Source organism: Polyangium sp. y55x31, assembly GCF_029946505.1.
In the GTDB taxonomy this organism is placed as follows: domain Bacteria; phylum Myxococcota_A; class Polyangia; order Polyangiales; family Polyangiaceae; genus Polyangium.
The window spans coordinates 139,183-158,514 of sequence record NZ_JARZHG010000021.1; the positions used below are offsets into that span (position 1 = coordinate 139,183).

General features: G+C 67.2%; 11 protein-coding genes. 8 read left to right on the forward strand and 3 right to left on the reverse strand.

Translation table 11 applies throughout. The features are described 5' to 3' along the window. Window positions 1-12: 12 nt before the first annotated feature. Window positions 13-1,275, forward strand: a complete 1,263-nt coding sequence (locus tag QHF84_RS30640; RefSeq protein ID WP_281317011.1) for a hypothetical protein — start codon at window positions 13-15, stop codon at window positions 1,273-1,275. Between the two features lie 18 nt (window positions 1,276-1,293). On the opposite strand, the gene QHF84_RS30645 is transcribed toward QHF84_RS30640, so the two are convergent. Further along, window positions 1,294-3,162: a serine/threonine-protein kinase gene (locus QHF84_RS30645; protein ID WP_281317012.1), complete on the reverse strand. Its 1,869-nt coding sequence runs from the start codon at window positions 3,160-3,162 to the stop codon at window positions 1,294-1,296. 274 nt (window positions 3,163-3,436) lie between these two features. Between QHF84_RS30645 and QHF84_RS30650 the strand changes: the two genes are divergently transcribed. Next, window positions 3,437-5,833 (forward strand): alkaline phosphatase PhoX, encoded by a 2,397-nt coding sequence (locus QHF84_RS30650; protein WP_281317013.1) that lies wholly within the window; start codon window positions 3,437-3,439, stop codon window positions 5,831-5,833. 4 nt (window positions 5,834-5,837) lie between these two features. After that, the gene (locus QHF84_RS30655; protein WP_281317014.1) at window positions 5,838-7,499 is read left to right on the forward strand and encodes a hypothetical protein; all 1,662 of its coding nucleotides are present in this window, start codon (window positions 5,838-5,840) and stop codon (window positions 7,497-7,499) included. Between the two features lie 22 nt (window positions 7,500-7,521). Here the strand turns inward: QHF84_RS30655 and QHF84_RS30660 are convergent, their stop codons facing one another. Both QHF84_RS30660 and QHF84_RS30665 read right to left on the reverse strand, forming a co-directional pair. Next, entirely contained in the window at window positions 7,522-8,178 is a 657-nt protein-coding gene (locus QHF84_RS30660; protein ID WP_281317015.1) for a 2-hydroxychromene-2-carboxylate isomerase, read from the reverse strand. A 66-nt stretch (window positions 8,179-8,244) separates the two neighbouring features. Further along, on the reverse strand, window positions 8,245-8,502 hold the full coding sequence (locus QHF84_RS30665) for a hypothetical protein (RefSeq protein ID WP_281317016.1): 258 nt from the start codon (window positions 8,500-8,502) through the stop codon (window positions 8,245-8,247). Between the two features lie 316 nt (window positions 8,503-8,818). Here QHF84_RS30665 and mxcG point away from each other — a divergent pair, with 316 nt between their 5' ends. From mxcG to QHF84_RS30690, 5 genes are all read left to right on the forward strand, one after another. Next, window positions 8,819-13,186: a myxochelin non-ribosomal peptide synthetase MxcG gene (gene mxcG / locus QHF84_RS30670; RefSeq protein WP_281317017.1), complete on the forward strand. Its 4,368-nt coding sequence runs from the start codon at window positions 8,819-8,821 to the stop codon at window positions 13,184-13,186. Between the two features lie 35 nt (window positions 13,187-13,221). Continuing rightward, window positions 13,222-14,541, forward strand: coding sequence for an aminotransferase class III-fold pyridoxal phosphate-dependent enzyme (locus QHF84_RS30675; protein WP_281317018.1), 1,320 nt, complete (start codon window positions 13,222-13,224; stop codon window positions 14,539-14,541). A 7-nt stretch (window positions 14,542-14,548) separates the two neighbouring features. Further along, a complete protein-coding gene (mxcH, locus tag QHF84_RS30680; RefSeq protein ID WP_281317019.1) occupies window positions 14,549-17,092 on the forward strand; it encodes a TonB-dependent siderophore myxochelin receptor MxcH in 2,544 nt (847 codons plus the stop codon). A gap of 30 nt (window positions 17,093-17,122) precedes the next feature. After that, window positions 17,123-18,367, forward strand: a complete 1,245-nt coding sequence (locus QHF84_RS30685) for a hypothetical protein (RefSeq protein ID WP_281317020.1) — start codon at window positions 17,123-17,125, stop codon at window positions 18,365-18,367. Window positions 18,368-18,438: 71 nt separating this feature from the next. Then, entirely contained in the window at window positions 18,439-19,332 is an 894-nt protein-coding gene (locus tag QHF84_RS30690) for a PepSY domain-containing protein (protein WP_348652894.1), read from the forward strand.

The following is a 19,332-nucleotide window of genomic DNA, read 5'->3' on the forward strand; positions in this document are numbered from 1 at the left end:
CGAGGCATGGTCATGAACGAGATTCGATTTCCCAGCACGAAGACGATGCGTCATCTCGGAGCCGCGCTCGCCCTCGGCCTCGCGGCGACGCTCACGGCGGAGGGCGCGTCCGCCGTTCCCACGAAAAACTGCTTCGATTCCGTCGAGCGACCCAAGGTCGTCTACGTCGCCGGATCGAGCGCGGTGAGCGGTTTCCTCGGTGTCATTCAAGGCATCCTCGCGGCCGAGGGGTCTCCGTATACCATCGTGTATCAATCGCAGGGCTCCTGCACGGGCGTCTCGGCCGTCTACGCCGAGGACCCCGCCGCTCGGCTGATCAAGGACATCCCGGCCGCCGGCGGCAAACCCGCGAACTATGCGAGGTTCTACAATGCCGACGGTACGACGGAGGAGTGTTTCCTCGATCCGGCGGGCAACACCGTCGACGTCGGCGTCTCCGACGTGTACGCCGGCACCTGCAATTTCGCCGCGGCGCCCGCCGGTGTGCAGATCGCCGATTATCAGGGCCCGATCCAGCCGATGACCTTCGTGGTCCCGGCGCTCTCGACGCAAAAAGCCATCAGCGCGGAGGCGGCGTACATGATCTTCGGCACGGGCGGCCACATGGGCGCCGCCGCGCCGTGGACCGATCCCACCTATTATTTCGTGCGGAATGCGAGCTCCGGCACGCAGCAGATGATCGCGCGCGCCATCAACGTGCCCGCCGAGAAGTGGTGGGGCAAGGATCGCGGCGGATCGAGCGCGGTTCGCGACGGCCTCAAGATCCTCCTCGACGCTACGCTTGCCGAGCAGGCCATCGGCATCCTCTCGACGGACGTCGCGGACGACGCACGCTCCGATCTGCGTGTCCTCGCGTTCAAAGCGTTCGGGCAAAACTGCGGGTACTACCCGGATTCGACGCCGTTCCTCTTCGACAAACGGAACGTGCGCGACGGGCATTACCCGATCTGGGGCCCCCTTCATTTCTACACCCGCGTCAGCGCGGGCATCCCCACGGAGCAGGCGGGCACGCTCGTGACCCGCTTCGCCGCGCCCAAGCTCTCGAATGCGCTCGTCGAGGCGATCACGAAAAAACACCTCGTCCCCAAGTGCGCGATGCGTGTCGACCGCTCCACGGAGATGGGCCCGCTGAAGACGTACACGACCGACTCGCGCTGTGATTGCTACTTCGAGAAGCTCGTCAACGGAAAGACGAGCTGCCAGGCCTGCACGCAGTCCTCGGAGTGCCCTTCGAGCGCCCCCGCCTGCAGCTACGGTTATTGCGAAACGCCGTGAAAGCCGCGCTCGGCTCGATCACCAGGGACTCTGGCCGTCGCCGAGCGCGCGCTTCTTCGCCGTCGTCGTGGCCGCCGGCGCGGCCGTATTGAAAGGATCGCCGTCTCCGAGCTTTCGCTTGGCGCGGGCGCTCGTCGTCGTGGTGGGAGCGGGCGGCGGCGTGGGCGTCGCCGCCGGCTCCTCGGGCGGCTCTTCGCCGGTCGTCGTATTGTTCGCCTGCACAGCTCCGCTCTTCGGCTCCAGCACGAGCTCGATCTTCGCGTCCTTGTCGAAGGTGACGATCTGCGCGGCCGAACGATGATCCCGCGCCTCCGCATGGACGCGGTGGCTCGCTCCATCCGCGGGGAACTTGCCGGTGAATGGATTCGTCGGCAGATGCGCGCCGTCGAGGAAAATCTCGGCTTGTGCCGGGATCGCGCGCACCTTGATCTCCACCATCGCCGTCCCTTGGGGCGTGCTTGTCGCGGCAACCGATGCCGCTCCTCCGATGGGCGCGGCCGACGGCGACGGCTGCGGCGCCGCCTCCGCTTGCGTGCTTTCGGCCGCCGCCGCCGCATTCGGGACGGGCGTCCTCGATTTTATGAACACGAAGGCGCCGATCGCCGCGGCCAGGACGATCGCGCCGGCAATGATCAGGCTCCCTCGGTTCGATACGGGGGCCGCCGCCACCTGCATCGTCGTATCCGGCCGCTGCGATGGCAGCGCCCCGGGGGGCAAGCTATTCGTGCCTGGAATACGCGCGCTCGATCCCGTGACGTTTTTCGGGTTCGATCCCGAGCCGTTCAAGCTGTGCCGCCCCGAGCCCCCGAGGTTCGGGAGGCTCAGGGAATCGGGCGCCGCGTCGGGTGGGCTCGCGACGTCGGGGATCGCCAGCCGCTCCCCCGATTGTTGCGACTTCAACCGAGTGATCTGCTGGTCGATTACCCTCCGGATGTCGGCCCGTTTGTCCCCGAACGCGGTCGTCACGTAGCGGCTCACGTCCTCGCTCGAGACGCGGAGGCCGGCTCGATCGAGATATGCGAGGATGTCCGCTCGCATCGCGGCGGCCGTCGCGTACCGATCGGCCGGATCCCGGGCCATCGCCTTCGCGCAGATCCGATCGATCTCCTCGGGCGCGTTCGGATCCACGTCGTGGACGCGGGGATACTCGCCCGTCGCGAGCCTGTGGAGCACCTCGATGTCCGAGGCCTTGTCCCAGAGCTTGCGGCCCGTGGCGATCTCCCAGAGCACGATTCCGAGCACGAAGACGTCGGCGCGCCGATCGAGCGGCTTGCACCGCGCCTGCTCGGGCGCCATGTAGCCCACTTTGCCCTTGACGATGCCGGTGCGCGTCTCGCCCGAGCGCACCTCGGATTTGGCAATGCCGAAATCGAGGATCTTCGTGTGCCCGTCGTACGTCACGAGGACGTTGTGCGGGCTCGCGTCGCGATGGACGATGTGGAGGGGCGTGCCGTCGTAGTCGGTGAGCTCGTGCGCGTAATGCAGCCCCGCGAGCGCGTCCGCGACGATACGATAGAGGAGCCCCGGCGGCGGCGGGTCCTTCTTCGCGCGGTTGATGATGCGGTTGAACGGCTGGCCGTCGAGGTACTCCATGGCCATGAAGTATTCCCCGTCGGACTCGCTCACCTCGAAGGTCTGCACGACGTTCGGGTGGTTCAGCCGCGCCGCGAGCCGCGCCTCGTCGAGGAACATCTCGACGTGATCGGGATCCTCGACGTAATCGCGCCGGAGCCGCTTCACGACCTGCAGCTTGTTGAAGCCGGCCGGGCCGGGGACGACCGCGAGGTAAACGTCCGCCATTCCGCCGTGACCGAGGCTCGCGATGAACCTGTACTTGCCTATGCTCGAATCGCCGTCGTGATGGGGCAGGGGCGGGGCAGCAGACACGGCGTCATGATCCGCTCGTTCCCGTGACGAAGCAAGCACGATCCCGTGTTTCGCGTTTTTCTTCGCGCTTGCAGGGTGACGAGCTTCACGGCCCGAAAATCGCGGCGCGCGGCGTCGATGAATTTGTCACGCAATCGTAACGAGACTGTCGACAGCATGAAACTTGCGTATGCGTCACGAAATCGTGACAGGCTCCACGCCGCGCCGCAACGGAGACACGTCACCCTCGCGCGCGATCGTTTCGAAGCAGAACGATCGAGCGAGGTGCTTGCGAATGAAACGAAGGATTGCTGGAGCCGGGCCGCGCCATATCTTCACGCTCGCGAGCGCCGGTGTGCTGCTCGCCGCAGCGCTCGGGGCCTGCGGTAGCGACGGGAAAGACGGCGCGCAGGGGCGAGACGGCGTCGATGGGCAGGACGGCGCGCAAGGGCCGCAGGGCGAAACGGGCCAACAAGGGGAGCAGGGGCCGCAGGGCGAGCCCGGGGCGCCCGGCGAGCCGGGGACCGAAGGGCCGCAAGGGGCGCCCGGCGAGCCCGGTTCGCAGGGGCCCGCGGGAGAGCCGGGAATCACGTGGCCCGATCCTTCGCGGCCGCTCTCCGGAATGATCGCGCTCGCGTTTCTGGATGACCTCGGCACGGGCGCAGCGGATCTCGGTCAATATGTGCGTACGCGCGTGGATCAGGTCGCGAAGGGCACGCTCCCGCCCGGCGTGCAGTTCCCGCTCGCCAATGCGGCGACCGACAGCGTGCGCGCCATCGCGGGCCTCTCCGGAAACGTGGTCGCGGCCTGGCTCGATCCCCTCACGTTCGATCAGAGCCACGCGGCGCCGCGGTTCGGCGCGAACACCGATTACATCGCGTTCTTCGGGGACGGCTGGGACGGCGGATCCGGCGCCGCACCGCAATGGAACGGAAGCGGGGCCTCGGGCTGGATGTGGGTGAACCACGAATACATCTCGAACACCGCGCCGACGGCGACGACGGCACCGGTAGGGCAACACCTCACGCTCGCGACCTATCTCCGGTCCATGGGCGTGCTCGAGAACGACGTCACCTCGAACGAATGGTCGGACGCGAGCCGTTCGACGTACGTAAAGGAGGCGAAGCGGCAGATCGGCGGCTCGTGGTTCCACGTGGTGCAGGATCCTGCCTCCGGCGAATGGGAGGTCGATCGCGGGGCGAAGGCGGTTCGGTACGACGCGACCAGTAGCACGCTCCTGCGCATCACGGGCGTCTCGGCCGTGGCCGCCGATCACGATGATCAGGGCAATGCATTGCCCGCCGGCATCGTCAGCGGCATCATGGGCGATTGCTCCGGCGGACAGACGCCCTGGGGCACGGTGATCACGGCGGAGGAGAACGTCCAGGATTTCTACGGCGACCTCGAGTCCTTCTGGACCAGCGAGCAGAAGCTCGTCCTCGGGGCCGGCGCGGATCCGGGCGGGCCGATCACGTTCGACACGAAGGCGAGCCCCACGAGCGAATATGGCATGTCCCCGGATCCGCTGACGCACCACGCGCGTGATCTGTATGGGTACCTCGTGGAGATCGATCCGGGCCAGCCGGAAGGCGAATATGAGGGCAAGACCACGAAGGGCGTGGGGCACAAGAAGCTCGGCGCCATGGGCCGCGCGCGCTGGGAGAATACGACGTTCGCGGTGGACGCGCAGTGGAAGCTCGTGCCGAACCAGCGCATCGTCTTCTACGCCGGCGACGACCGGCGGAGCGGCCGCATTTTCAAGTATGTCTCGAAGGACCCGTACACGCCCGGCATGACGCGGGCGGAGATTCGCGCGTTGCTCGACGAGGGCTCCCTTTACGTCGCGCACTTCGCCGGCCTCGACAACACGACCGGCATCACGATGGCGGCGACGGGACAGGCGCCTACGGAGTCGCAGCCGGGCACGGGGCAATGGATCCACCTCAGCACCACGAGCACGGCGATCGCGCCGAACGCGGCCGCACTGGGCGAGCCCGGCAAGACCGTGGGCGCGGCCCTGACCGACATGGACTTCAATGGCCTCGGCGGCTTTCTGAGCGACGACGACGTGCGCCGCGCCCTCTTCACGGCCTGCGCGAAGGTCGGCATCATGGAGCTGAACCGGCCCGAGGACGTCGAATTCAACCCGAAAGATCCGAGCGGCAAGCCTCGGCTTTACGTGGCGTTCACGAACCACGGCCGCAAGACGCAGCTCGATCAACAAGGCAAGCTCATTGCCCCCGCGGAGCACGACACGACCTCGCTGAAGCGCCCGGACGCGCTCGGGACCATCTTCGCGTTCCAGGAGGCAAACCCGGCCGATCCGGGCGCGTCGACGTCGTTTTCGTTCTTCCGTGTCTGGGCGGGCACGAAGGCCGCGGGGCCGTACGACGCGGCAAACCCGGACAACCTCGTCATCGATCGTGAGGGTGGCGTCTGGTTCGGCACGGACGGCAACTTCGGCACGAACAAGACCGCCGACGCCATTTATTTCCTCGACCTCGATCCGGCGCACGCGGCGGGGCAGCCCGGCGTCGTCTCGGCGACGTTCGGCAAGGCATTCCGTGTCGTCGCAATGCCGAGCGACGCGGAGGCAACGGGCCCGGCGCTGGGTCCGGACATGCGTACGCTTTTCGTGAGCGTGCAGCATCCCGGCGAGAGCGTGTGGAGCGTCTGGCCGAACGGAGGTTGAATCCATGAAGAGGACGCACGAAGTACGCCCGGGATCGTGGCTCGCCGTCGCGCTGTCGTTGTCCCTCGCGGCGGCTTCGTGCGGCCGCCGGGAGGGGCGCGGCGCCGAGGCCGAATACGACCCGCTCGCGCGCGCCCGCGAGGCCGAGGGGCGCGTGCTGAACCCCGAGGCCTCGGTGCCGCCGCTTTGTTATACCAAGACGAACGGCACCTCGAATCCCTGCTGGGTCTGCCATACGAGCGCGCACGGCCCGAATACGCGCTCGGGCTGGGATCTCCAGGCCGAGTATTCGTTCTCCGAGGCGGCCCTGAAGAACCACTACGAGAACCTCTTCGTCGATCGAAGGGCCGACATGGCGGCCATCTCCGACGAGGAGATTCTCCGCTACGTCCGCGAGGACAACTATGGCCCGCTCCGGCGCGCGCTCGCCGGAGCACGAGGGTTCGAGGGCTACGTGCCCGATCTCGACCTCGAACGTGGCTTCGACGAACAGGGATTCGCCAAGGACGGGAGCGGCTATCGCGCCGTGCGGTACAAGCCCTTTCCCGGCGCATTCTGGCCGACGAACGGCAGCACCGACGACGTCTTCATTCGTCTGCCCGAGCCATTTCGACGGGACGCGCAAGGAGACACGTCCACCGCGATCTACTCGCTCAACCTCTCGCTGCTCGAAGCCGCGATCACCTCGGATCCCGATGCTGCGCCGGATCGAATCGACCGCGAAATCGAGCCCGTCGACGAGCGCCTCCTCGGCTTCGACCTCGACGGCGACGGGGCCCTCTCGCCAGGCGTCACGCGCATGCGACGTTTGCCGAAGACCTACGCCGGCGGCGCGTCGAACGTCCCGCTCGAGCGAGGCCTCCATCCGCGCGGCGTGGAGTTTTTGCATTCGGTCCGCTACCTCGATCCCGACGCGCCCGGGTATGCAGGCCGGCGCATGAAAGAGCTGCGATACGCGCGAAAAGTCCTTGCCCCCGATCGATGGGCGCTCCTGCGCGCGCACGAGAAAGAGCAGGACGAAAAGGACGAGGGGCTCTTGCCGGTGTATGCGGGATCGGCGATGAGCGGCCTGCGGAATTCCTTCGGCTGGCAGCTCCAGGGGTTCATCGAGGACGAAGAGGGGCGGCTGCGGCTCTCGACGGACGAGGAGCATCGGTTCTGCATGGGCTGCCATTCGAATTTGGGCGTGACGGTCGATCAAACGTTCTCGTTCGCCCGCAAAGTGCCCGGCGAGGCGGGCTGGCGCGTGCAGGATCTCCGAGGAATTCCCGATGTCCCGCAGCTCGGACACGCGGAGCCCGAGGTGCTCGTGTACCTCCGGCGCGTCGGCGGCGGCGACGAGCTCCGGGCGAACGATGAAATGGCGGCGCGGTTCTTCCCGGGCGGCGCTCTCGCCGAGGCCGAGGTGCGGCGCGCGGCCCTCGGCGGCGATCGGGATCTCGCTTTCCTCCTGCTCCCGTCGCGCGCGCGGGCGCTCGCCCTCGACAAGGCCTATCGCGTGCTCGTCCGCGGACAGCGCTTCGATCTCGGCCGCGACGCGTTGCCCACGCCCGCCGTGAACGTGCATGCTACCATCACGAACGGCTCGACGGGGCTCGGCGAGGCGAATCGGATCTACAGGGACGGGCGTCTGCGGCTCGATTGGGGGGTCGGCGGCTCCCGATGAGAAGGGGCGTTCCGGTCGGTGGCTACACGTTTTTGCGGTCCGCGGCGCGCGGCCGCGCGAGCCGCTCCTCGATCTCGGCTTTGTCGATACGGAGCCCACCGGCGAGATACGTCTCGAGGAAACCGAGTCGGTCATTGCCCCAGAAGAGCTGATCGTCGACGACGAACGTCGGGACACCAAAGACGCCCTTGGCAATCGCCTGCTCCGTGTTTTTGCGGAGGCGGTCCTTCACCGCTTTCTCCTCGGTAGCGGCGAGCAGCGCGGCCCCATCGAGGCCTACGTCGTCGGCGATGGCGCTGAGCTCGGCGTCGTTCATCAGGTCGCGGCCATTTTCCCACGTCGCGACGATCAATGCGCCGGCGAGGCGGCGCCGCGCCTCGGGATCCTCGAGGGCGGCGCACATGCGCTGCGCCTTGAGCGGATTGAACGGATGCGCCGGCGGGCCTGCGTAGGGCCGCTTCAACATCATGGCCCAGCGCGCCACGTCGTGGAGCATGTGGACGCGCTTCGAGGGAATTTCCGCGGGTCCCTTGTTCTCGTTCGCCAGGAGGAGCCCCGCGAACAGCACGGGCTCGAGGTCGAAGCGCGCGCCCGTGCGCGCCTCGACCTCGGGAACCTGCGACCACGCGAGCCAAACGTACGGGCTGATGACGTCGAAGTAGAACCGGACGGTACGCATACCGAAATACGATAGTACGTACCGCCGTGGCTGTCGACGATTCGATGCTCGCCCTGTTGCGGCAGGTCAGCCGCCGCAGACGAGCCAGCCATTCTGATTCGAGATGTCGCCGCGGCAGGCGCGCGCATTCGGGAGACAGCTATGGTGCGCGCGACCATTCCGCGTACGGCACTGCGAGCACAGATCCCCGTTTCGCTTCCATTTCCAGTCCCAGCACGTTCGCTCGAACGAATGCGTCCTCGCCTCGGCGACCCGCGCCGGCGCCATTCCGAACGCCACGGCCGATAGGGACAGGAGCGAGAGCGCCGCGATGATCTTTTTCATGATTCCCCTCCTTTTTTCGGTTGGTGCCTCTCTCGCATCTCCTTGGGCGGGCGGACGGGCGAGGCAAGTGGGCGGATCGGACATCGGCCGCGGACCCGGCGCCCCTCTTCCCCTTCACCTGTTCGCTCTACGGTTCTGCTGAAAAATTCCATCTTCAACTGAATGGCGTCGCGAAAAATACACAATTTGTCCACGAGATGGACTTGACTTTGAACATCATTTTCAATAAATCGTGAGGAGCCCATGGTGAAATGTGTCCGCGCAAACAGGTGCAGACGGCACGCTCCGACCCGTCTTCCTCCGGGAGGACCGGGCAATGCCTGATTCCCGGAAGGAGCGCTGGCCTCTCTCGGCAGCGCAGCACGGTATCTGGTTGGGCCAGGCGCTCGACCCGGCGAGCCCGCTTTACAACGCCGGTGAATGCATCGAAATTCGCGGAGCCGTCGATCCGGCGGTCTTCGAGGCCTCCGTACGCCAGGCGGTCGCCGAGGCCGAGACGTTACACATGCGGTTTGTCACGACAGAGGACGGCCCGACGCAGCTCCTCGAACCTTCCCTCGACTGGCCCATGCATCGAATCGACGTCGGCGCGGAGGCCGATCCCTGGGCCTTCGTGCAAACGTGGATGCAGGCGGATCTCGAAAAGACGGTCGACCTCACGCGTGGTCCGCTGTTCACGGAGGCGCTTTTCACGGCCGGCCCCGACCGGACCTACTGGTATCAGCGGGCGCACCACATCGCGCTCGACGGTTTTGGATTCTCGCTCATCGCGCGGCGCGTGGCGGAGCTTTATACCGCGCGGACCGATGGCCGCTCCCGCGTCGGACCGCCCTCCGGGTCGTTGCTCCGGGTCATCGAGGAAGATCGCGTCTATCGAGCGTCTCCCGATTGCGAACGCGACCGTGATTTCTGGATCCGACGTTTCGCCGATCGCCCCGCGATCGTGAGCTTCGGCGCTCGACCCACCATGGTCTCGCGCCCTGCATTGCGAAGGACGACCTCGCTTTCGCCCTCCACGATGGAGCGAATGCAGGCGGTGGCACACCGCACGGGTGCGAGCTGGCCCGATGTGTTCGTCGCCGCGACGGCGGCGTATGGGCATGGCCTCACCGGCGCAACCGAAATCGTTCTCGGTCTCCCGGTCATGGGACGTTTGGGCTCCGTTGCCGTGCGTATCCCGAGCATGGTGATGAACATCGTGCCTTTGCGCGTCCCGATCCCGAATGGCGCGAGCCTCTCCGAGCTCGCCCGGCACGTCGCAGGGGAGATGCGCGCGAGCCGGCCTCATCTGCGCTACCGCTACGAGCATCTCCGCCGGGATCTCAAGCTCGTCGGCGGGGAGCGGCGGCTGTTCGGCCCCGTCGTGAACATCATGCCGTTCGATTACGACCTGCGGTTCGGCGGCCATCGCGCGATCGCACACAACATCTCTGCCGGGCCGGTCGAGGACATCTCGATCAACGTGTACGCGCGGTCGGACGGTCGCGGGCCCCGCGTCGATTTCGATGCCAATCCGGATTGTTACAGCGTCGACGACCTCGCAGCGCACGAGCAGCGATTCCTTGCATTTCTCGATGCGGCACTGTCCGCGCCCACGCAGCCCATCACCGCGTTTACGATTCCCGGCGTCGCGGCACCGGTGACCGTGGCGGCGCATTCCCCCGGCGTCGTCCTCGACGGCGGCCCGCTGCCCACGCCGGCGCGCGACGTCGTCGAGCGGATTCTGGAGCACGCGCGCGAGCAGCCCACCGCCATTGCTGTGGAGCACGGCTCGCGACAGATGACGTATGGAGAGCTCGTGCTCGCGGCCCAGCGGCTCGCGTCGCGCCTCGTGGCGCTCGGCGCCAAACCGGGCACGCTCGTCGCATTGCTCTTGCCCCGCAGCGTGGAGGCGATCACGGCCATTGTTGCCACGTTGTTTTCCGGCGCGGGATACCTGCCGCTCGATCCCCAGGGGCCGAACGCCAGGACGGAGGCGATCCTCGCGGACGCCGGCCCCACGTTGCTCGTCACGATATCGCCGCACGCCGAGCAGGCCAGGCAAGCGACGCGGGCCCGCGTCGTGGTGCTGGACGAAGAGGTCCTCTCGGACGCGCTCGATGCTCCGATCCTCGAGGGCGACGAGTATCCGGCGTACGTGATTTACACCTCCGGCTCGACGGGACGCCCCAATGGCGTCGTCATCAGCCGCGCGTCGCTCGCGCATTTCCTGACTGGCGCTGCTTCTCGATACGGATTCCGCCGCGACGATCGCGTGCTCCAGTTCGCGCCGCTGCATTTCGATGCGAGCGTGGAGGAGGTCTTTCTCAGCCTGTGCGTGGGCGGCACGCTGGTGCTCCGCACGGACGAGATGCTGCAATCGGTCGTCCATCTGCTCGACGCTTGCGCCGAGCACGCGATCACCGTGCTGGACCTGCCCACGGCGTTGTGGCACGAGGTGGCCTACAGCCTCTCGACCGGCGCGTCTTTTCCACCCAGCGTCCGCATCTTGATCATTGGCGGGGAGGCGGCGCTCCCGGAGCGCGTCGCGCGTTTTCGTCGCGCGGTCGGGCCCGCGGTTCGATTGCTCAATACGTATGGTCCCACGGAGGCGACCGTCGTGGCCACGTGCGCCACGCTGTGCGGCGATGAATCCGCGGCCGAGAGCGAGCAGGAGGTCCCGATCGGCACGCCGCTGCCCGGTGTTCGCGCGGCCGTCCTCGGCGCGGACGGGCGGCTCGTCGCGCGAGGCGCCGTGGGGGAGCTGTATCTGATGGGCGGAGGGCTGGCCACGGGGTATCTCGGGCAGCCGGAGCTCTCCGCCGCGCGTTTCCGGACGCTCGAAACGCTACCCGGACAGCCGCGCGCATATCGCACGGGGGACCTCGTCCGGCAAAACGAGGCGGGCCTGCTCGTCTTCGTGGGCCGCGTCGACGAGGAGCTCAAGATCAGTGGGCATCGCGTCGATCCAGGCGAAATCGAGACCGTCTTGCTTCGTTTCCCCGGCGTGCGTGAGGTCGCGGTCGTCGGATCCGTCTTGCCAGGCGGGCTCAAGCGCCTCGCCGCGCATGTAGTGGCCGATGAACCGCCGCCCTCACCGTCCGAGCTCCGCGGCCACGCGCAATCGGCATTGCCTCCCGCCGCCGTCCCGTCGGCATTCCTGTTCACGGATCGATTGCCGCGGACCAGCACGGGCAAAATCGACCGGGCCGCGCTGCGCGACGTGTCCATCTCCCGCTCGCCCGCGTCCGCGGTCGCGACGACGGAGCTCGAAAAGATCGTCATGACGGTCTGGGAGCAAATCCTCGGGGTTTCTGACTTCACGGTGGAAGACGATTTCTTCGAGCGCGGCGGGCAGTCCCTGCAAACCATTCAGGTGGCCACGCGCCTTGGCATCACGCTCGGCCGCGAGATCCCCGTCGCGATGGTGTTTCGTCATCCGACGATCGCGGAGCTCGCACGCGCCCTGGAGCAGGCCGCGGGCGTCAAAAAGGTCTCCGCGGGGCTCACGGATGCAATGCTGGCCGACGCCGTGCTCCCGGAGGACATCGTCCCGCCCGCGCTCGCGCCCGCCACATTGCGTCCGTCGCCGCGACAGGTCTTGCTCACCGGCGCGACAGGGTTCGTTGGCGTGCACCTCTTGCATGCGCTCCTCTCGGGGACGATCGCGCGTGTGGTTTGTCTGGTACGTGCCGCGGACGAGAAGCAAGCGGCCGATCGGCTCCGCGTGGCCCTGGAAAACCAACGCCTGCCCCTCGCGCATTTCGAGGACAGGGTCGTGGCCGTGCCGGCCGACCTCTCCTTGCCCCGCCTCGGGTTGCGAGCCGAGACGTGGGATCGTCTGGCCGGGGAATGCGACGTGATTTATCACGACGCCGCGATCGTCAGCCTCGTGCGTGATTACCGCAGCATGCGCGCGGTGAACGTCCTCGGGACGCGTGAGGTGCTGAGGCTCGCGGCCGCGGCGCGTCCGAAGCCCGTACATCACGTGTCGACGCTGGCCGTGGCGCCCTCGATCGCGAGGAGCCCCGAGGTCCCCGAGGCGTTCGTCCCGCCGCACCCGGAGCTCCTCGACGGATACAAGCAGAGCAAATGGATCGCCGAGCGGCTCGCGGAGCAGGTGAGCGAGCGTGGAGTGCCGGTCGCCGTGTATCGCCTCGGTCGTGTCGTCGGCGCGCCCGATACCGGGATCGTCAATGAGCAGGACCTCGTCTTTCGTCTCCTCCTCGCCGGCATCCCCGCGGGCGCCTTGCCCGATCTCGACGTCGCGGAGACGTGGACGCCCGTCGATTACGTGGCGCGCGCGATCGTGGCGCTCTCACTCGCTCGCCCGCAAAGCGGCACGGTGTACAACCTGGCCCCCGCGCCCGACGTCCGGCTGAAGGACGTGTTCCGCTGGGTCGAGGAGTATGGGTATGCCGTCGAAACCTACCCGGTCCCGGCCTTCCGCGCGCGCCTGGGGAGCGGCGCCGGCGCCGCCGAGAGCGCCACGCTCGCGTTCTTCGATCTCCAGGCCGACGCCGGAGAACAGCCTCAGAGCTTCGGCCTGGGGCGCGTGTGCGCCGACAACGTGATTCGTGACCTGTCCGGCAGCGGAATCGATTGTCCCGCCGTCGATCGTTCCCTCGTATTTCGTTATCTGGATCATTGCGTCGAGACCGGCAAGCTGCCGCACCCTTCGAATGGGCGAGCGGGCCGAGCCTGAAGCGACGCCTCCACCCGAACCAAAGGAAATCGCCCATGACCTCACGGACCCTTGGTGTAGACGTCGACAGCCGGGAGCGTGGTCTCCCGCGACCCATCGTAGGGGAATGGAAGCTCGATCGGTCGAATGCGCTGCTCGCCGAGGCGCGCCGGTTGATCCCAGGCGTCACCCAGTCGCTCATGAAGCGGCCGGAGATGTACGCCCTCGGCTCGTTCCCGGTGTACCTCGAGGGCGGCGAGGGCGCGCTCGTGCGCGACGTCGACGGCAACGAGTACATCGATTACATCTGCGGCCTCGGGGCCAACACGCTCGGGCACAACCACCTCGCCGTCATCCGCGCCATTCGCGAGCACCTCGAGAACGGCGTGCTGCATTCATTGCCGACGGAGATCGAGGTCACGGCCACGCGCGCGCTCGTCGATCTCATCCCCGGCGCCGAGATGGCCCGCTTCTTCAAGACCGGAGCGGACGCGACCTCCGCGGCGATCCGGCTCGCGCGCCACGTGACGGGGCGAGAGAAGGTCGTCACCATCGGCTACAACGGCTGGCACGACCATTTCATGTTCGACACGCCCGGCGTGCCGGCGGTGCTGCGTGAATACACCTATCGCATGCCACTCATGGCAGAGGCGGAGGAGCGACCGCTGCTCGACCTGATCGCCGAGAAGGGCTCCGAAATCGCGCTCGTGCTGCTCTCGTTGCCCTACAAGCGTGTCGTCTCGGCGGAGTTCTTGCGTAAATTGCGGGAGACTTGCCACGCCCACGGCGTGCTTTTCGTGCTGGACGAGGTCGTGACGGGCTTCCGGCTCGCGCTCGGCGGCGCCCAGGAGTTTTACGGGATCGCGGCCGATTTCGTTTGCCTCTCGAAGGGCATCGCGGCGGGCATGCCGCTTTCGGCCATCGCGGGTCCGCGGGAGGTGATGAGCCGCCTCGCCGAGCTCCAGGTATCGACGACGTTCGGCGGCGAGATGCTCTCCCTGGAGGTCTGCAAGGCGGTCCTCGGTGAATACCGAGATACCGATTACATCCAGCGGATCGCCATGCTCGGCAAGCGGCTGCGCGAAGGCGTCAACGAGAAGGCCAAGAAGATCGGGGCGCCGCTGCGCGTGGTGGGCTACGACGCGATTCCGTTCTTCCTTTTCGCGGACGATCTCGCGACGCACACGAAGTTCGCGGCGCAGTTCGTCGGCGCCATGGCGAGGCGCGGCGTGCTCCTGCGCCGTGACGTGAGCTTCATCTCGGGCGTGCACACGCAGGCGCAGATCGATTACACGATCGATGCGGCGCACGACGCGCTCGCCGAGATGGCGAAACACGGCGCATTCGAGGGCAACCCGGCCGGCGCGAGGTCCTGAATCACCGATGGTCCGTGAGCGGCGTTTTTCGTGCACCGGATGGGCCGGGGGCCTGGCCCTCGTCCTCTCGGTTTGTCCGGCCGCCTTCGCGCAGGACGCGGAGCCGAGTGGCCCTTCGCCTGCGCAGGCGAGCCCGGCGACCGAGCGGACGGTGCACCCGCCGGAGCTCATCGAGGCCGTCGAGGCGGCGTATCCGGTGGATGCCCGCGCGGCACGGCGGGAAGGTCGCGTCGTGCTGAAGCTCCGCATCGACGCCGCGGGGCGCGTCACGAAGGCCGAGGTCGTGGAGCCGGCCGGAAACGGGTTTGACGAGGCCGCACAGGAGGCGGCGCTGCAATTCCGTTTCACGCCGGCGCGCCGCGGAGACAAGGCCGTCGCGGTGATCATCCTTTACCCCTATGAATTCAGGTTGCCGCCGGAGCCCGCCCCGGTCGCGGAGGCGCGGCCGGCTCCCGCTCCGACAGCGCCCGGGCCGCCGGCACCCGCAGCACAGGCGCCTGTCGGTCCAGCCAAACCGCCGATCGATGTCATGGTCCGCGGGGCATCCGAAGGCGATCGACTCCGCCGGTCCGCACAGGCCGTGCAGGTCATCGAGACCGAGGAAGCGCAGCGTCGAACCGCGGATCTCGGCGAGGTGCTGGCGCGCTCCGAGGGTGTGGGTGTGCGCCGTGCAGGCGGGCTCGGATCGAACGCGCGCCTCTCGCTCAATGGTCTCACGGGCGATCAGATACGCTTTTTTCTCGACGGCGTGCCCCTCGACCTCGCCGGGTATGCGCACGGGATCACGAATGTCCCCGTGAATCTCGTGGAGCGTATCGAGATCTATCGCGGCGTCGTCCCCGTGCGTTTCGGCGCAGATGCCCTGGGCGGCGCCGTGAACCTCGTGACCGATGCGGACATCCGCGGCACCCACGCCTCGGCGTCCTACCAGGTCGGCTCTTTCAAGACGTACCGATTGACGTTGAGCGCCCGGCATCTGCACGAGCCCACCGGGTTTTTCGCTCGCGTGAATGGGTTTTACGATTACACCCGGAACGATTATCCGATCGACGTCGAGGTCTTCGACCAGCAGGGCCGCCTGTCGCCGGCCCGCGTCCATCGGTTCCACGACGGCTACCGCGCCGGCGGCGGGAGCGTCGAGGTGGGATTCGTCGAGCGCCCGCATGCGGAGCGGCTCCTTTTGCGGGCCTTCTACACCGAGCACCAGAGGGACGTTCAACACAATGCCCTCATGTCCGTTCCTTACGGCGCGGTCACGTATGCCAAGCAGTCGGCGGGCGCGCACCTGCGGTACGCGCAGCCCTTCTCCCGGAGGACGCGGTTCGACGCGGTGGCCGGGTACACGTACACGCATACCGAATTCCAGGATCTCTCGACGTGTCGTTATGATTGGTACGGCCGTTGTGCCTTCGAGCTCCCGCAGCGCGGCGAGATCGAGGCCCGCGCGATCGATCAGGCCATCGAGCAACACAACGTCTTTGCGCGCCTCAACCTGTCCTGGAATCCAGCGCCCTGGCATTCGCTCCGGTTCGGGCTCTCGCCCACCTACGCTGCCCGGACGGGGAAAGACCACGCCATTGCCGCCGGCGAGTACGACTCGCTCACCGCGCAGCGAGGGCTCCTGAGCAGCGTGGCCGGCGCCGAATACGAGGCGCGCCCGTTCGCAGGGAAGCTCGCGAACATCGCTTTTGCCAAGGCGTATCTGCAGGTGGCCCGGACGAAGGAGCAATTGCCGAACGGGAACCTCCGTGATCTCGACCGAACGACCCAGCGCGGGGGGATCGGCGACAGCTTGCGGTTCCGCTTCTCCGAGGCATTTTACGCCAAGGCGTCGTACGAATATGCCACCCGCTTGCCGAACCCCGAGGAGGTGTTCGGCAATGGCGCGCTCATCATCGACAACCTGCACCTCGAGCCGGAGGCGAGCCACAACGTGAACCTCGGCCTGACGTTGGAGCGCGCCGAGACCGCGGCCGGCGTTTTTCGGTTCAACGTGAACGGCTTCGGGCGCTTCGCGGAGAACCTCATCGTGCTGCTGAGCAATGGCAATTATTTCCAGCACGAGAACGTCCTTTCGGCCCGGTCGGTCGGCGTCGAGGGGGCGCTCGGATGGACGTCCCCGGGGGATTGGGTCGCGCTCGACGGATACGTCACCTGGCAGGATTTTCGCAACACCGCGAGTGAAGGCGCATTCGGCAAGTTCGAGGGGGATCGCATCCCCAACCGCCCGTACCTGTTCGCCGGCGCGAGCGCCCGCGTGCAAGGGTCCGATTTGCTCCGGCCGCGCGACGTCCTCTCGCTCACGTGGCAGGCTCGTTACGTCGAGGCCTATTTCCGCGGCTGGGAGAGCGTCGGGGCCGTGGATTCCAAGCTCGTCATTCCCTCGCAGCTCGTCCACGCGCTCGCGCTCACGTATTCCATCAAGCACGGCGACGGCTCCGTCAGCGGGACCCTTGAGGTGCAGAACCTGACGGATGAAAAGGTCTTCGATTCGTTCGGGGTCCAGCAACCGGGGCGAGCGGCGAACGCCAAGCTCGTCCTCGAGCTCTGACCCGCCATTGCTTCCCAAGGAGATACATCCATGAAGAAAATGACGGCGCTCCTGATCACCCTTGCATTTCCTGCTCTCGCCGCCTGCAGCGGCGGTGACGGCGACGGCACCGGCGGCACCGGCGGCACCGGTGGTCAGGGGGGCGGGGGCGGTTCCGCGACTGGCCCCCTGTATGCCCTCACGACCCAGGTGTTCGGCGCCAATGGAGGGGACAACACGAGTTATATCCTCGTGACCGACAAACTCGGGGGCGAGGCCGCGCTCACGCTGGAGAGCGGCGTCGAAATCGCGGGCCGTGCTCTCGGTGTCGGGCCCGAGGACGGGGGCGCCGTGTTCATCGTGGGCGACGCCGGGCCGACCGTGACGCGGTACGACCTGCAAGCGGACGGCAGCTTGAAATCGGGCGCGACGGTGACCTTCCAGGGCAAGGGAATCGCTGCGATCGGCGAGTACCAGGGCCAATTCCAGTTCGTCTCCGAGACGAAGGCTTATTTCTTCGACGGCCCCACGGCCCAGGTCGTCGTCTGGAATCCGAAGGACATGACGGTCACAGGGGACATTTCCCTGAATGAGCTCGCCATCGCGGATACCACCTTGACGTTCACGGCCGCGCCGCTGCGCGTCGGCGACGACGTGATCACGTTCGCCGGGTATCGAAAGGGGCCGGAGGTCCCGAGCAAGGCGGTGATCGTCGTCGTGAATGGCAAGACGGACGAGGCGACCATCGTCACGGACGATCGCTGCGGTTACGTGCGTGATGGCATCGAAGGGCCCGACGGGAAGATCTATGTCGCCACGGAGGCTTATGGCGCGGCCGTTCATCGGCTGAACGAAGCCAATGCCGCGCCGCCTTGCATGCTCCGGTTCGATCCGGCGACGAAGAAGTTCGACGCCGCGTTCCACGTCGAGCTGAACACGCTCTTCGGCGGACAAACCGCCGGCTCGCTGATCCGCGGCCCGGGCAACGAGGCCTTCTTGCGGGTGCTCGACGAGAGCGTCTTCCCGATCATGCCGGACACGCACCCGCGCGTCCTCGCCAGCGCCGCGGCCTGGAAATGGGCGACCGTGACGCTCGGGGATACCCCGACGGCCACGGTGCTCGAGGCCGCGCCCAACAATGGGAGCGTCATTCCGGTGCAGTTCGGCGACCGGAGCTTCGTGGCCCTCTTCCAGGGCCAGGACTCCACGAAGCTCCTGGAGCTCGGGGCGAAGGGGCCGGGTGAAGTGGCGCTGAGCACGCCGGGACTCGTCTTCTCGGCTCTGAAGATCCAATGACGAATCCGGATTCCGCGAAAGAGGCCACGCCGCCCCGCGAGCCCACGCGCCGCCGAGGGTATGGCGCCGTCATGAAATTCGTTCGGCGCCTGCACATGTATCTCGGCCTGCTCGTTTTCCCGTGGGTGCTCCTCTTCGGGGCGAGCGGCGCGCTCTTCAATCACCCCGAGATCGGGCGCGACATCGAGCGGCGTGACCTCTCCGCGGCGGAGCTCTCCACGCTCACCGGAATGAAACCCTGGGATCCGAACGAGATCGCGCAGAAGGTCGTCGCGCAGATCAACGCCGGATCCCCGGGAGGGTACGCGCTCGATCCAGGCGCGCCGAGCTCGTTTTCGGGCTGGCCCCTGCTCGCGACGCCGAGCCGCGCGGGGGGACGTCACGTGCTCATCGTCAGCCTCGACGGCGGCGGCGCGACGGTCTCCACGCATGCCCCGGAGCCGAAATCCGATCCTCCCCCCTTCGCCGGCGCGACCATCGAATTGCCCGAATACCGAATGGCGGCGGTGCAGGACCAGGTCAAGGAGCTCTTGCCCAAGCTGGGGATCGACGCGGAAGGGCCCTTGCGGCCGCATCCGAAGATTCACCCCGAGCTGCGCTTCCGCGTGCGTGACGCGAATGGTGGCGCTTGGAACGTCGTTTACGACCTCGGCACGGGGAAAATCGACGGGCGGCCAGCCGGTCCGGGGCAACTCCGCTTCGTGGAGCTCCTCGAGAAGCTCCACACGACGCACCATTTCCCCGTGCACGGCGACATGGCCTGGTTCCACGCGCTCTTTGCGGACATCACCGGCATCACGCTGGTCGTGTGGGCGCTCAGCGGTCTCGCGATGTGGTGGCAGATGAAGCCTACGCGGGTCCTCGGAGCGCTCGCCATCACGATCGCCGTGGCCGCCGCCGGCTTCGTCATGCGCGGGACGGCCTCGGAGATTCAATTCGGCAACGTGAAGGGCGACGGCCCCTGA